The following is a 14,636-nucleotide window of genomic DNA, read 5'->3' as shown; positions in this document are numbered from 1 at the left end:
CGTCAGGCGCCCGACGGAGGGGTGTCCGGGCCCGCGAGGACCTCTGGCACGGCGGTCTCCAACGCCTGACGGGCCTCGTCGAAGTCCCTCTGCGCCAGGTCCACCAGGTCTCGCAGCGGCTCCAGCGGTTCGTGCGGAGCGCGGGTCTCCAGCTCCTCGCACCGGCGCGACAGCCGGGCCGCGCCGAACAGGGCCGCGCTGGAGCGCAGGCTGTGCGCGTGGCGGGTGAGCGCCGCCGTGTCGGAGGCCTCCAGGGCCTGTCGGAGCGAGGCCAGGTGCTTGTCGGCGTTGCGCAGGAAGTCGCGCACCAGCGTGGCCAGCTCGCCGCGGTCCGGGCCGGTCAGCAGCTCCAGCTTCTCGAGCGCCGAGGCATCGAACCCGGGCGCCTCGGGCGGCGCGGCCGGCGACCCGGGCGGGAGGTCGGGCAGCTGCGCCGCGTTCTCCAGCGCCGCCATCAGCAGGGTGGCGTCCACCGGCTTGGTCACGAAGTCGTTCATCCCCGCCTGGAGACACAAATCCTTGTCACCCTGGATGACGCTCGCGGTCATCGCGATGATGCGGGGGCTGCCATACCGTGGGGCGTCCGCGCGGATGCGGCGCGTGGCCTCCAGGCCATCCATCTGCGGCATGTGCACGTCCATGAAGACGACGTCGTAGCGCTCGCGCTCCAGGGCGCCCAGCGACTCCACGCCGTTGCCCGCCACGTCCGCGTCGTAGCCGAGCTTCTTGAACAGGCGCAGGCCGACCTTCTGGTTGATGGGGTTGTCCTCCACCAGGAGGATGCGCAGGGGCAGCCGCTGTCCCAGCGAGGCGTCCAGCTCCGGCGAGGAGCGGGTGGCCACCTCCTCGCCTTCGCGCAGGATGACCTCCACGCTGAAGGTGGAGCCCAGGCCCACGGTGCTGTGCACGCGGATGGTGCCGCCCATCAGCTCCGCCAGCCTCAAGCTGATGGCGAGCCCCAGGCCCGTGCCGCCGTAGTGGCGACTGGTGGACGCGTCCACCTGGCTGAACGAACGGAACAGCCGGTTCATCCGCTCCGTGGGGATGCCGATGCCGGTGTCCTGGATGTCGATGCGCAAGGGCCAGCTGTCGGGCTCGAGCCCCGGCTTCATCTCCCCGCGCGACACGTGCACGGTGACGCCGCCCTCGTGGGTGAACTTGAGCGCGTTGCCCACCAGGTTGACCAGCACCTGCCGCAGCCGCGTCTTGTCGCCCCACAGCGCGTCGCGCACGTCCGCGTCCACCGTGTGCTTCAGGTACAGGCCGCGCGAGGCCGCCTGCGGACCCAACAGGCCCAGGCACTCCTTGAGGGTCTGGCGCAGCGAGAAGGACTGTCCGTCGAGCTCGAACGCGCCCGCTTCGATTTTGGAGAAGTCGAGCAGGTCGTTGATGAGCCGCAGGAGCGCCTCGCCGCTCGTGTGGATGACGTCCACGCTCTCGCGCTGCTCCTCGGTGAGGGACGTCTCGCGCAGGAGCTGCGCCATGCCGAGCACGCCGTTCATGGGCGTGCGAATCTCGTGGCTCATGTTGGCCAGGAAGCTGGACTTGGCGGTGTTGGCGGCGTCGGCCTCCGCGCGCGCGGCGTCCAGCGCCAGGTTCTTCTCCCCCATGCTGGAGAGCGCGTCCTGGGCCTCGGTGACGTCCAGCAGCGCCCACAGCCTTCCGCGCGCGGAGCCCCGGCGCGCGGGCACGCAGGAGACGGACAGCGTCTGGTGGGGCGACTCGAAGCGCCAGAGCATGTCGCGCAGCTCCGGCTGGCTGCCGTCGAACAGGCGCGCCATCCGCGCCTCGATTTGCGCGCGGTTCGTCGCGCGCTCGCGCAGCGACGCCATGGCGCGCGACATCTGGTGGGCGGGCACCTGGCCCTCGGGCAGCCCGAGGAGGGCGGCGCCCGGCTTGTTCACCCAGGTCTCCACGCGGTTGTGCTCCAGGAACACCAGCGCGCAGGGCACCGCGTCGGTGATGGCGTCCACGCGCGCGCGCAGGGTCTGCGTGGCGCTCTCCAAGTCACACTCCCGCGCGCAGGTGAGCAGCAGCCCCGTCAGGGCCAGGAGGCAGGCGCGCTCGGAGGCGGAGAAGCCCTCGGGGCCCTGGCGCACCAGCACGAGGCCGCCCTTGCGGTCGTCGACGGAGTGCCACGGCAGCACGGCCATGGCGCCGCGCAGCGCCTCGGGGACCCCGCTCTCCGGGGGACGGGGCTCGTGGAAGCGCCACGCCGAGTCCTCCCCCAGGGGGCCCCGGAAGAGCGCCTCGCCCAGGTGCGCCAGGCGGGGGCGCTGGGCGGGCGTGCCCGCCAGCTCGAAGACGGTGAGGGGGTCGATGCGGCGCAGGCTGACGGCCACGTCCGCGCGGCATGCCTGACGCACCACCTCCAGCAGGCGCGTGAGCTGGTCGCCGTCGCGTGTGCCGAGCGCCCGCACCGCGGCCACCATCAGCTCGGCCACCGCCGGGTCCGCGGCCCGTGCGCTGGCGGAGGTTCCCGACTCCGTCACCTCGGTCGAGGAATCACTCACGCCGCCGCGAGGGCGCTTGTCGCGAGGGCTTCCGCGATGAGCTGGTTGACCTCGTCGGGCGCGCTCAAGTGCGGCAGGTGCCCCTCGTTGGGCACGTAGCGGATGTTGCCGCTCGGCAGGCTCCTGGCCAGGTACTCGCCCACCGCGATGGGGACGGCGAAGTCGTTGCGCGGCTGGACGACCCAGGTGGGGACCGTCAGCCGGGTGATCTGCTCGCGGTAGTCCGACTCGAAGATGAGGCGAATCACGCCCAGGGCGATGTCGGGACGCAGCGACAGGAGGGAGGAGGTGAAGTCCTTGACCATCTCTGGCGTGGCGGAGGGGCCCATGGCGGCCTGCGCGAAGCCGCTGGCCCAGGCCTCGAAGTGCTGCTCGATGGTCCTGTACAGCGCGTCGATGTCCTGGCGCTCGAACCCGCCCTTGAAGTCGGGGGAGTTGAGGTAGCGAGGCGAGGCGCCGATGAAGAGCATGCCCCGGAAGTACTGTGGGCGGACCAGCCCCGCGAGCAGCCCAATCATGCCGCTCATCGAGTGGCCCACGTAGAACACGTTGCGCGCCTTGACCGACTCGAGCACCTCGAGCAGGTCCAGCGAGTAGCTCTCCAGGCCGGCATAGCGATGCGGGCTGTAGTCCTCCAGGTCCGTGCCATGGGTGCCCACATGGTCGAACAGGACGATGCGGTGCGTGTCCTCGAAGGCGCTCACCTGGTGGCGCCACGCGGTGTGATTGGTCCCGAAGCCGTGGGCGAAGACCAGCACGTCGTCGCCTCGGCCAATGACCTGCACATTGTTTCGAGTGGAGACCGTCTTGGACATGCGGCGAGTGTAGACGATGCGGGACACCCGGGACGACCGAGCCCGCATGCTCGCAAGTCGACCACCCGACGGAACGTCGAGTCACGCGCAGGGGGGCTCACGTTGCCGCACAAGGCGGCAGTGTACCGAAGGCCGGTTGACCCGGAGGGCCCTGGGGCGCGCGGGGCATGCAGACGGGTCATGGCGGACAGTGGCCACGTCGACCCGGGCACATCGCGCGCGAAGTCTGTCCGGGGGCGCCCACTCGCGGGCCCGGAGGGTTGAGGGACACGGGGCCGTGCGGGGACAACGGCGCGTCGGGAGGAGCGCTCATGGGGCTGTCGATGGTCCTGACGATGTGGGTGGGGCTGATGTCCGCCGCTCCGGCGGGCGGCGAGGCCCGGCTGGCTGGCAGCACGCAGTGGGCACTCAGCCAGCCGGCGACCGGCGCGCAGCTGGAGGGCTACGCCAGCGCGACGAGCGTGCAGCGGGGCGAGCCCATCGACATCCACGTGCGGACCGACAGCCCGCGCGCGGTGCGCTGGGAGCTGTACCGCATGGGCCACTACGGCGGCGCGGGCTCGCGGCGCATGGCGTCCGGAGGTCCCGTCACCCTCGGCCCGCAGCCCACGCCGGTGGCGGACAAGACGACGGGGCTCATCGAGTGCCGGTGGCCGGTGAGCTTCACCGTGGCGACGCAGGCCTCATGGCCCAGCGGTGTGTACCTGCTCAAGCTCGTGCGCGACGACGGGCCGCAGTCCTACGTCATCTTCGTGGTGCGGGCCGACGAGCGGAAGAACACGGGCGTGGTCCTGATTCCGTTCACCACGTTCCAGGCCTACAACGCCTGGGGCGGGGAGAGCCTCTACGCCACGTCCCTGGGACTGTCCGGAGGCCACGCGAAGGTCGCCTCGTTCGACCGTCCCTACGTGGATGGCAACGGCGCGGGCGAGTACTTCTACGCCTCCCACCACTTCGTGCTGTGGGCCGAGTCCAAGGGCTACGAGCTCAACTACGTCACCAACGTGGACCTGGACCGGGACCCCTCGCTGTTGATGGGGCAGAAGCTGTTCGTCTCGGTGGGGCATGACGAGTACTGGTCGCGTCCGCTCAAGCAGGCGGTGGACGCGGCGCTGGCGTCGGGGGTGAACCTGGCGTTCCTCGGCAGCGACACGAGTTGCTGGCTCATCCGCCTGGAGGCCGGGCCCACGGGGACGTCGCGGCGCAGGCAGGTCTGTTACAAGGACGAGGCGCCCCAGGAGGACCCGAAGGCGGGCACGAACCTCATGACGGTGCGCTGGCGCAACGCGCGCCTGGGTGAGCCGGAGAACGGCCTGGTGGGCGTGATGTCCGACGCGTGGGGCCTCATCCCTCAGCCCTACGTGGTGCGCACTCCCGGCGCCTGGCCCTTCGCCGGAACGGGGCTCGCGCAGGGCGACTCCATCCTCTCCGTGGTGGGCTACGAAATCGACCGTGCGTGGAGCAACGGCGCCTCTCCGCCGGGGCTCGTCGCGCTGGCCGAGTCACCGGCCATCAGCAACAAGGGCGAGCCCAACTGGCACACCTCCACCCTCTACACCGTGCCCTCCGGCGCGTTCGTCTTCGCCAGCGGCGGCATCTCCTGGTCTCACGGCCTGTCGCATCCGCACTTCGCGGACCTGCGCGTGCAGCGCATCACCGACAACGTGATGCGCAAGGCGGGCCTCGTGCCCCCGCTGGCGGGCGACACCTTCGGCGCGGACGACCCCAAGCCCGTGGACCGCACCGGGCAGTCCGCGGGCGTCTCCACCTTCGCGGGGACCGCGTTCCAGGAGGGCTTCGTCAACGGCCCCGCGACGCAGGCGCGCTTTCGTCGGCCGGTGGGCGTGGCGGTGGACGCGCAGGGCAACGTGTTCGTCGCGGACACGGGCAACCACGCGGTGCGACGCATCGCCAACGACGCGGCGCGCACCGTCAGCACCATCGCGGGCACGGGCACGCCGGGCGTGGGCGAGGGGGCCGGCGCGACGACGGCGCTGCGCTCACCGCAGTCCATCGCCATCGCCACCGACGGCACGCTCTACGTGGCGGACACGGGCAACCACCGCATCGTCCGCATCGCCCGGGACGAGCGCTGGACGGTGAGCACCTTCGCGGGCTCGAAGGACGGACGGCAGGGCAAGGTGGACGGCGTGGGCACCGCCGCGCGCTTCCAGACACCCTCCAGCGTGACGTTCGCCGGGGCGGACCTGTACGTGGCGGACACCTTCAACCACCGGCTCGCGCGCATCTCCCCGGACGCACGGGTGAGCACGCTGATTGGCGCGCGCGGTTCGGGCAGCACCAACGGCCCCGCCAGCCAGGCGAAGCTCCACCGGCCCACGGGCGTGGCCTTCGGCGGCGGCGCGCTGTGGGTGGTGGACACGGGCAATCGCCTCATCCGCCGCGTGGCGATGGACGCGGGCTTCACCACCTCCACCGCGGCGGGGGCCGTCACCGGCGGGTTCTCGGACGGCGCGGGCAGCGCGGCGCTGTTCCTGCCGATGCTCGGCGCGGCCCATGTCCAGGACCGGCTGCTGGTGACGGACACGGGCAACGAGCGCATCCGCGCCGTCGTCTCCGGCCGGGCGAGGACGTACGCGGGCACGGGCGCGCATGGGGCTCGGGATGGCGCGGCGGAGCAGGCCACCTTCAGCCTGCCCGCGGGCATCGCGGGCCTGCCGAACGGGGACGTGTTGGTGGTGGACCAGGGCGCGTCCACGGTGCGCAAGCTGCTCGCGCCCGCCGTGGCGGGGGGCTCGCGCCCCGTGCCGCGCATCACCGGCGGGCCCTTCTCGGGGACGAGCGCGCCCTTGAACGTGTTCCTCGACGCGACGACGAGCACCGCGACGGGCGCGGGGCGCTGGATTCAGCGCTTCCGGTGGGAGCTGGGCGACGGCGCCACGTCCGACGCGGCGCACCTGGAGCACCGCTACACCCGCGTGGGCCGCTACACCGTCACGCTCACCGCGACGGACGACCTGGGGGCGAGCGCCTCCGCCACCCAGGTCATCCAGGTGGGCCCGCCCTGACGACGGGCCCGCGCGTGCTCAAGACTTCAGGAAGGCGAGCAGGTCCGCGTTGAACTGCTCGCGGTGCGTCACCGTCAGGCCGTGCGGAGCGCCGGCATAGACCTTGAGCGTGGAGTTCTTCACCAGCCGGGCCGCCGCGCGCGCCGCGCCCTCGATGGGGACAATCTGGTCGTCATCGCCGTGGATGATGAGCGTGGGGACGTCGAACTTCTTCAAGTCCTCGGTCTGGTCCGTCTCGGAGAACGCCTTGACGCAGTCGTAGGCGGGCTTGAGGCCGCACTGCATGCCGGCCAGCCAGAACGCGTCGCGCGCGCCCTGGGAGACCTTGGCGCCGGGGCGGTTGGCGCCGAAGAACGGCGTGGTGAGGTCCTGGAAGAACTGGGAGCGGTCGGCGAGGACGCCGGCGCGGATGTCGTCGAAGACCTCGATGGGCAGGCCGCCCGGATTGCTGGCCGTCTTCGCCATGAGCGGAGGCACCGCGCCCACGAGCACCGCCTTGGCCACGCGCTGGGTGCCGTGCCGCGCGATGTAGCGCGCCACCTCGCCGCCGCCCGTGGAGAAGCCCACCAGCACCGCGTCCTTCACGTCGAGCGCGTCGAGCACCGCGGCCAGGTCGTCGGCGTAGGTGTCCATGTCGTGACCGGACCACGTCTGGGTGGAGCGGCCGTGGCCCCGGCGGTCATGCGCGATGGCGCGATGGCCGTTCGAGGCGACGAACTGGAGCTGCTCGTCCCAGCTGTCCGAGTTCAGCGGCCAGCCGTGGCTGAAGACCACGGGCCGACCCGTGCCCCAGTCCTTGTAGAAGATGCGCGCTCCATCCTTCGTCGTGACGATGCTCATCGTGCCGGCTCCTTCGGGGAAGTGACTTCCGCGCGAGCCACCGTAGCGATGTGCCGGGTTGCCCCCCACCCCAAGCCGAGGCGTGCTCGACTCCCCCGGACGGGGGAGCCCGCGGGGCGCGCGGCGTGTCCCCACGGAAGCCGCGCATCATCCGAGAGGGCGAGTCGACGGAGGGGCCTGGACGGAAGGGCCTCCGAGCGTGTCTGGAATTGAGAGGGCCCGCGCGCTCCTCCTGGAGTCGGCTCGGCTTCGTCGGTTATGCGCCATTGCGTCCGCCAAGCGTCCGATGACCAACGTGACGGGGGACTCCGTCCGACGTGTGCGGGGTGGCTGGCCTAGGGTCCGACGCGTGGACCCCGTGGATACTGGAGACGCGCGCGCGAGCGCGGAGGAGGGCCGGAGTCGGACGCCTCGGCTGGACGTGGGTGCCTGGAAGAGCGCGGTGGCGCGCGTCGTCTTCCTGGCCCTGACGTGGTGGGCGCTGTGTGACGGCGACCCGAGCAGCCTGACGTTCGGCCTGGTGGTGGTGGGCGTCGTGTCCGCGGTGAGCTTCGTGTTGAGCCCGCCGCGTCGCCATGCGTGGACGCCGCTGAGCGTGGCGGGCTTCGCGCTCTTCTTCCTGAAGGGCTCGGTGCACGGTGGCTTCGACGTGGCGAAGCGCGCGCTCTCGCCCAGCCTGCCCATCTCCCCCGTCTTCGTCCGCTACCCGATGCGCCTGCCCCAGGGCGCGCCCCAGACGCTGTTCCGCATCACCCTCAGCCTGATGCCCGGCACGCTGAACGCGGACGTGGAGGGCGAGGAGCTGGTGGTGCACGCGCTCGTGGACCGGGGCGAGGTCATCCACCACGAGCTGGAGGACCTGGAGCGCCGCGTGCGCCGCCTGTTCGGCCTGGAGCCCTCACCCCCTCCGCCGGAGGGCGCTCATGCATGAGCTGCGCACGGGCCTGGCCCTCTTCCTGCTCCTGAACATCCTGGCCGGGATGGTGCGAGTCGTTCGTGGGCCCACGCTGACGGACCGCTTCATCGTGGCGCAGCTGTTCGGCACCACGGGCGTGGGCGTGCTGGTGCTGCTCGCGGCGAACGAGGGGGGCGCCCCCTTGCGAGACGTGGCCCTCATCTTCGCGTTGCTCGCGCCCGTCACGGTGGTGGCCTTCGTGCGCTTCGCGGTGGGCCGCGACTCGGAGGACGCGCGCGCGCGCGGAGAGGAGCCGCGCGGATGAGCCTCCTCGACGGTGTCGCCGCGGCGTTCATGCTCGCGGGCGCGGGCTTCTGTCTGGCGGGCACGGTGGGCGTGCTGCGCTTCCCGGATGTGTACTGCCGGCTGCACGCGCTCACCAAGGTGGACAACCTGGGGCTGGGGCTGGTGGTGGTGGGCCTGGCGCTCCAGTCGGGCTCCTGGGCCACGGCGCTCAAGCTGCTGCTGGTCTGGCTCTTCGTCCTCGTCGCCAGCGCCTTCACGTGTCAGCTCATCGCCCGCGCGGCGCTGCGGCGGGGCACGCCGGCCTGGAGTGGACGGCGGGAGTCATGATGGACGGGCTGCTCGACGCGACCCTGGCCATCTGTCTGCCGCTGCTGGCCTGGCTGGTCCTGAGGACGGAGGCGCTGTCCCAGGCGGTGGTGCTCTTCGTGGCCTTCGGCCTGTTCTCCGCGCTGGGCTGGGCGCGGCTGGACGCGCCGGACATCGCGCTGGTGGAGGCCGCGGTGGGCACGGGCCTGACGGGCGCGCTGTTGATGCACACGCTGAGCTGGACGGAGGAGGACTCCTCGGACGTGCGCGCCCGCGCGAGGCGGAGGCCCTGGGCGCTGCTGTGCACGGTGGCGCTGACGGCGCTGCTGGGCTGGGCGGTGCTCGCGCTGCCCGTCGACAGTCAGGGCCTGGGCCCCCTCATCGCCGCGCGCCAGGAGGACAGCGGCGTGGAGCACCCCGTCACCGCGGTGCTGTTGAACTTCCGGGGCTACGACACGCTGCTGGAGATCGCGGTGCTGCTGGTGGCCGCGCTGGGCGCGCGCGCGGTGAATCCGCGCAGCGAGCGGCCGGACAAGGAGGCGATGGAGGACCCGCTGACGGGGGAGCTGTTCCGGATGATGACGCCCGCGCTGCTGCTGGTGGCGGGCTACCTCGTCTGGGTGGGCGACCACGGGCCGGGGGGGGCCTTCCAGGCGGGCGCCATCCTCGCGGGCGGCGGGGTGGTGGCCATCCTCACCGCGCGCATGGGCACGCCGCGCATGTCGTCCGCGCGGGTGCGCTGGGCGCTGCTCACCGGGCCGTTGATGTTCATCCTGGTGGCGGTGGCGCCGCTGGTTTCTGGAGGGCGGCTGTTGGAGTACCCCCCGAAGCACGCGGGCACGCTCATCTTCGTCGTGGAGGCGGCGCTGACGGTCTCCATCGCCATGGTGCTGTTGATGTTCTTCCCCGGGACGCGGCCGCCCCGGGCGCTGCCGGAGGAGAAGCCGTGAGCCCGTGGGCCGTCTATGCGCTTTCGGGCGTGGCGATGTTCAGCGTGGGGCTGGTGGGGCTCTTCTCCCATCAGCACGTGGTGAAGCGCATCCTCGCGGCGAACATCGCGGGCTCCGGCGTCCTGCTCGTGCTGGTGGCGCTCGCGCGGCGCGTCCCCACGGGCGTGCCGGACCCGGTGCCGCACGCGCTGGTGCTCACGGGCATCGTGGTGTCGGTGAGCGCCACGGCGCTCGCGGTGGCGCTGGCGAGGCGCATGGCGCGGCTGCAGGCGCAGAAGGCCCATTCCCCGGAGCGGGAGCCCGTCTCCGATGGGGAGCGCTCATGACGGGAGCCTCGGCCTTGATGGCGTGGCCCGTCATCATCCCTCTGCTGGGCGCGGTGCTGGCGCTGCTGGTGGGACGGCCCGCGGTGCGCCTCATCGCGGGCGTGACGTCGGTGGCCACGCTCAGCGCGTCCGCTGTCCTGGCCTGGGAGGTGGCGCACCGGGGTGTGCTGCGCCAGAGCATCGGCGGCTGGGGCGTGCCGCTGGGCATCGAGTGGCGCGCGGACGGGCTCGCCGTGCTGATGCTGTTGACCATCGCCCTGGTGGGCTCGCTCACCAGTGTTCACGCGCTGGACCACCTCCCGGACCGCGAGGACCGGGAGTTCCTGCCGCTGTGGCTGCTGGTCTGGTGCGCGCTCAACGCGCTGGTGCTGTCGGCGGACGCCTTCAACCTCTACGTCACGCTGGAGCTGACGACGCTGGGCGCCGTGGCGCTCATCGCGGTGCGCAGGGACCTGCCGGGGCTGGACGGAGGGCTGCGCTACCTGCTCTTCGCGCTGCCGGGCTCGCTCTGCTACCTCCTGGGCATCGCGCTCCTGTACGGGGCCTATGCGGCGCTGGACGTGGGGCTGCTCGCCGAGCGCGTCCAGCCCGGGCCGGTGACGTGGGTGGCGGCGGCGCTGGTGACGGTGGGGCTGTGCCTCAAGACGCCCCTGTTCCCGCTGCACGTGTGGCTGCCGCCGACGTACGCGGGCGCGCCCACGCCGGTGACGGCGCTGCTGTCCGCGCTCATCTCCAAGGGCTCCTACTACGTGCTGTTCCGGCTGTGGATGGAGGTCTTCGCGCCGGTGATGGATGCCCAGGTGGCGCAGCTGCTGGGGCTGCTGGGCGCGGCCGCCGTCATCTGGGGCTCGTTGCTGGCGCTGCTCCAGTCGCAGCTCAAGCGCGTCGTCGCGTACTCGAGCGTCGCGCAGATTGGCTACATGTTCCTCGTCTTCCCCATGGCGACGGAGGACGCGCGGGCGGGGGCCATCTACCTGGTGGTCTCCCACGCGGCGGCGAAGGCCTCCATGTTCGTGGCGGTGGGCAACATCCACCAGGCGGTGGGCATCACCGCGCTGGGCGGGGTGCAGGGGCTGGCGGGGCGGATGCCGTTCACCTTCCTGGCGCTCGGGCTGGGAGGCATCAGCCTGATTGGCATTCCCCCGAGCGGGGGCTTCATCGCGAAGTGGCTGCTGCTCAACGCGTCCATCGCCACGGGCCAGTGGTGGTGGGGCGTGGTGCTGCTGGTGGGCAGCCTGCTGTCGGCGGCGTACGTCTTTCGCATCCTCCGAGGCTCGTTCCTGCCGTTGCCGGAGGGCGTCACCGTGCGCGCGATTCCGCTGGGCAATGAGCTGGCGCCGTTCGCGCTCGCGCTCATCGCGTTGGTGCTGGGGCTGGTGCCCTGGTTCCCGTTGGACTTGCTGGCGGTGGGGGCGGCGCGATGAAGAACACCTGGCTGCCCATGTGCGTGCTGCTGAGCTCGCTGCTGCCGGGGCTCATCATCTTCCTGCTCTCCGAGGAGGCGCGGCGCACGCGCACGGTGCTCAACCTGACGGCCGCGGCGACGAAGCTGCTGCTCACGGCGGCCATGGCCTGGGGCGTGTTCCAGGGGCGTCAGTACGAGACGCGCGTGTCCTTCTTCCCCAACGCGGACCTGGTGTTGAGGGCGGACTCGTTCAGCCTGCTCTTCATCACGCTGTCCGCGGTGCTCTGGTTCGTGACCACCATCTACGCGGTGGGCTACCTGGAGGGCACGGGGCATCGCAGCCGCTTCTTCGGCTTCTTCTCGCTGTGCGTCGCCTCGACGATGGGAATCGCCCTGGCGGGCAACCTCCTGACGTTCTTCCTCTTCTACGAGATGCTCACGCTGTCCACGTACCCGCTGGTCATCCACCGCGGGACGAAGGAGGCGCTGCGCGCGGGCAACGTGTACCTGCGCTACACGCTCAGCGGCGCCACGCTGCTCCTGGCGGGGGTGGTGCTGCTCTACACGTTGGCGGGCACGGTGGAGTTCACCGAGCGGGGCGCGCTCTCGGCCGTGTCGGGTCACCGCACGGAGTTGGTGGTGGCCTTCGGCCTGCTCATCGGCGGGCTCGCGGTGAAGGCGGCGCTGGTGCCGTTCCATGGCTGGCTGCCGGTGGCGATGGTGGCGCCCGCGCCGGTGAGCGCGCTGCTCCACGCCGTCGCGGTGGTGAAGGCGGGAGCGTTCGGCATCACCCGCGTCATCTACGACGTGTATGGCGTCTACCTGGTGCACGACCTGGGGGTGACGCGGCCGTTGGCCGTCGTGGCGGCCATCACCATCCTGTATGGCTCGCTGAAGGCGCTCCAGCAGGGGGACTTGAAGAGGCGGCTGGCCTACTCGACGGTGAGCCAGGTGGCGTACATCGTGTTGGGTATCTCCATCTTCGGCACAGTGTCGACGATTGGGGGGCTGGTGCACCTGGTGCATCAGGGGGTGATGAAGATCACGCTGTTCTTCTGCGCGGGGAACTACGCGGAGGAGCTGCACCTGCACCGGGTGAAGGAGCTGCGCGGAGTGGGGCGGCGGATGCCGCTGACGACGGCGGCGTTCACCATCGCCGCGTTGGGGATGATTGGGATTCCTCCCGTCGCGGGCTTCATCACCAAGTGGTACCTGGGCATCGGCGCGCTGGAGGCGAACGAGCCGTGGCTGGTGGTGGTGCTGCTGGTGAGCAGCCTGCTCAACGCGGGCTATTTCCTGCCCATCGTCTACTCGGCGTGGTTCCAGGCGCCGCGTGAGGACTGGAAGCCGAGCACGCGCCCTCGCGGGTGGGAGATTGGCTGGGCGTTGTTGTTTCCGACGGTGGTGACGGCGGTGCTGTCAGTGGCCGCGGGGCTGTTCGCGGGCGCGGAGCTCAGCCCCCTGGGCTGGACGCGGCTCATCACGGACCGGGAGTTCCGGCCATGAGCGGATGGGAGGAGGTGCCCTCGCTGCTGGTCATGGCGACCCTGGGCGTGCCGCTCGTGCTCCTGGTGGCGGTGATGCTGCCGGCGACGCGGAGGGTGGGCGTCCTGCTGGCGCCGTGGTCAGCGCTCCCGACGGTGGTGTTGGGCGTGAGCGCGGGTGCGACGGTGTCCTGGCCGTCCGTGCTGCTCGGCATGCGGCTGTACGCGCCGGACGAGGTGACGCGGACGTACCTGCTCTTCACCGGTGTGTTGTGGCTGTTCTCCGGGCTCTTCGCGCGAGGGTATCTGCGCGAGGACGGGCGGAAGGCGTCGTTCTGGGGCTTCTACCTGGCGACGCTGATGGGGAACGTGGGCGCGGTGCTCGCGCGGGACATGGCGAGCTTCTACCTGTTCTTCGCGATGATGACCTTCTGCGCGTATGGGCTGGTGGTCCACTCGCGAGACGAGCGCGCGGCCCGGGCGGGGCGCGTGTACATCATCATGGCGTTGGTGGGCGAGGTGCTGCTGCTCGCGGCCTTCTTCCTCATCGCGGGCACGCGCATCAACCTGATGTTCGACGAGGTGCCGCGCGTGGTGGCGCAGTCGCCCGAGCGCACGCTCATCTGCGTCCTGATTCTCGCGGGCTTCGGCGTGAAGGTGGGCGTGCTGCTGTTGCACATGTGGTTGCCGCTGGCGCATCCGGTGGCGCCCGCGCCGGGCAGCGCGGTGCTCAGTGGCACCATCATCAAGGTGGGCGTGCTGGGCTGGCTGCGCTTCCTGCCGCTGGGCGAGGCCCGCGTGCCCGAGGTGGGTCAGGTGTGCGTGGCCCTGGGCCTGACGGCGAGCTTCTACGGCGTGCTGGTGGGGCTGACGCAGAAGGAGGCGAAGACGGTGCTCGCGTATTCGAGCATCAGCCAGATGGGGTTCCTGACGCTCGCGGTGGGGCTGGCGTTGAGCGCGCCGGAGGCGGCGCCGGTGTTGGTGGGCGCGGTGCTCGTGTACGCGGCGCACCACTCCCTGGCGAAGGGGCTGTTGTTCCTGGGCGCCGGGCTGGTGCACGAGACGGGGCGGCGGGGCTGGCGCGCGGTGGTGGTGTGGGTGGGGTTGGTGTGGGCCGGGCTGGAGATCTCCGGAGCGCCGCTGACGAGCGGGGCGCTGGCGAAGCTGTCGTTGAAGTCGGCGGAGGCGGTGGCGCACGCGCCGGAGGTGGTGCCGACGCTGTTGTCGCTGGCGGCGGTGGGCAGCACGCTCATCATGGCGCGCTTCCTGGTGCGGGTGCTCCCCGATGCGCCCGAGCAGGGGACTCGCGACACGGGAGGGATGTGGTTGTCGTGGGTGGTGCTGCTCGCCGTGGACACGGCGCTGCTGGTGTGGCCGCCGGTGGGCTCGGAGTTCTTGCCCAAGCTCCTGGAGCCGAAGAACCTGTGGTCCTCGGCCTGGCCCGTGGCGGTGGGCGTGGGGCTGAGCGCGGTGGCGTGGCGCCTGGGCCGGAGCGTCCCGGAGATACCAGCGGGGGACGTACTGTGGCCGTTGTCGAGGCTGGTGCTCCCCGGGTGGCGGCTGTTGACGCGAGGGGCGGAGCGCGAGGAGTCGACGCCGAGTGAGCTGACCGTGCGCACGCTGCGCTGGTTCGCCCGACTGCGGGACCTCTTCCTCCGCGAGGTGAGTCGCGGGGAGGAAGGGCTGAGCCGGCTGAGCAGCGTGGGCTTCCTGCTGCTGGTGTTCCTGGGCGTGTTCCTGTTCCTGCTGGTGCGCTGAGCCGGAGCG

General features: G+C 71.4%; 12 protein-coding genes. 9 read left to right on the top strand and 3 right to left on the bottom strand.

The genetic code is table 11. The annotated features are described in order from the left end of the window. Nucleotides 1-2: 2 nt before the first annotated feature. On the bottom strand, nucleotides 3-2,513 hold the full coding sequence (locus LXT21_RS45555; RefSeq protein ID WP_254042557.1) for a hybrid sensor histidine kinase/response regulator: 2,511 nt from the start codon (nucleotides 2,511-2,513) through the stop codon (nucleotides 3-5). Continuing rightward, a complete protein-coding gene (locus tag LXT21_RS34910; protein ID WP_254042556.1) occupies nucleotides 2,510-3,376 on the bottom strand; it encodes an alpha/beta fold hydrolase in 867 nt (288 codons plus the stop codon). The genes LXT21_RS45555 and LXT21_RS34910 overlap by 4 nt, the downstream gene beginning before the upstream one ends. Nucleotides 3,377-3,639: 263 nt before the next feature. Between LXT21_RS34910 and LXT21_RS34905 the strand changes: the two genes are divergently transcribed. After that, complete coding sequence (locus LXT21_RS34905; protein ID WP_254042555.1) at nucleotides 3,640-6,357, top strand: N,N-dimethylformamidase beta subunit family domain-containing protein; 2,718 nt, start codon at nucleotides 3,640-3,642, stop codon at nucleotides 6,355-6,357. An 18-nt stretch (nucleotides 6,358-6,375) separates the two neighbouring features. On the opposite strand, the gene LXT21_RS34900 is transcribed toward LXT21_RS34905, so the two are convergent. Next, entirely contained in the window at nucleotides 6,376-7,197 is an 822-nt protein-coding gene (locus tag LXT21_RS34900; protein WP_254042554.1) for an alpha/beta fold hydrolase, read from the bottom strand. A gap of 358 nt (nucleotides 7,198-7,555) precedes the next feature. Between LXT21_RS34900 and LXT21_RS34895 the strand changes: the two genes are divergently transcribed. From LXT21_RS34895 to LXT21_RS34860, 8 genes are read left to right on the top strand one after another with little or no spacing between them, the layout of a single operon-like run. Then, nucleotides 7,556-8,128: a Na+/H+ antiporter subunit E gene (locus tag LXT21_RS34895; RefSeq protein WP_254042553.1), complete on the top strand. Its 573-nt coding sequence runs from the start codon at nucleotides 7,556-7,558 to the stop codon at nucleotides 8,126-8,128. After that, entirely contained in the window at nucleotides 8,121-8,417 is a 297-nt protein-coding gene (locus tag LXT21_RS34890; protein WP_254042552.1) for a monovalent cation/H+ antiporter complex subunit F, read from the top strand. The genes LXT21_RS34895 and LXT21_RS34890 overlap by 8 nt, the downstream gene beginning before the upstream one ends. After that, nucleotides 8,414-8,725, top strand: coding sequence for a monovalent cation/H(+) antiporter subunit G (gene mnhG / locus LXT21_RS34885; protein ID WP_254042551.1), 312 nt, complete (start codon nucleotides 8,414-8,416; stop codon nucleotides 8,723-8,725). The genes LXT21_RS34890 and mnhG overlap by 4 nt, the downstream gene beginning before the upstream one ends. Continuing rightward, nucleotides 8,722-9,654 (top strand): hydrogen gas-evolving membrane-bound hydrogenase subunit E, encoded by a 933-nt coding sequence (gene mbhE / locus LXT21_RS34880; protein ID WP_254042550.1) that lies wholly within the window; start codon nucleotides 8,722-8,724, stop codon nucleotides 9,652-9,654. Before mnhG ends, mbhE begins: the two co-directional genes overlap by 4 nt. After that, on the top strand, nucleotides 9,651-9,980 hold the full coding sequence (locus tag LXT21_RS34875) for an NADH-quinone oxidoreductase subunit K (protein WP_254042549.1): 330 nt from the start codon (nucleotides 9,651-9,653) through the stop codon (nucleotides 9,978-9,980). Before mbhE ends, LXT21_RS34875 begins: the two co-directional genes overlap by 4 nt. Beyond that, on the top strand, nucleotides 9,977-11,404 hold the full coding sequence (locus LXT21_RS34870) for a complex I subunit 5 family protein (RefSeq protein WP_254042548.1): 1,428 nt from the start codon (nucleotides 9,977-9,979) through the stop codon (nucleotides 11,402-11,404). The genes LXT21_RS34875 and LXT21_RS34870 overlap by 4 nt, the downstream gene beginning before the upstream one ends. After that, nucleotides 11,401-12,891, top strand: a complete 1,491-nt coding sequence (locus tag LXT21_RS34865) for a monovalent cation/H+ antiporter subunit D family protein (protein ID WP_254042547.1) — start codon at nucleotides 11,401-11,403, stop codon at nucleotides 12,889-12,891. Before LXT21_RS34870 ends, LXT21_RS34865 begins: the two co-directional genes overlap by 4 nt. Beyond that, complete coding sequence (locus tag LXT21_RS34860) at nucleotides 12,888-14,627, top strand: complex I subunit 5 family protein (RefSeq protein WP_254042546.1); 1,740 nt, start codon at nucleotides 12,888-12,890, stop codon at nucleotides 14,625-14,627. The genes LXT21_RS34865 and LXT21_RS34860 overlap by 4 nt, the downstream gene beginning before the upstream one ends. Nucleotides 14,628-14,636: the final 9 nt, after the last annotated feature.

Origin of the sequence: Myxococcus guangdongensis (assembly GCF_024198255.1) — a bacterium.
GTDB classification, from domain to species: Bacteria; Myxococcota; Myxococcia; order Myxococcales; family Myxococcaceae; genus Myxococcus; species Myxococcus guangdongensis.
This window is presented reverse-complemented; position numbering and strand designations above follow the sequence as displayed.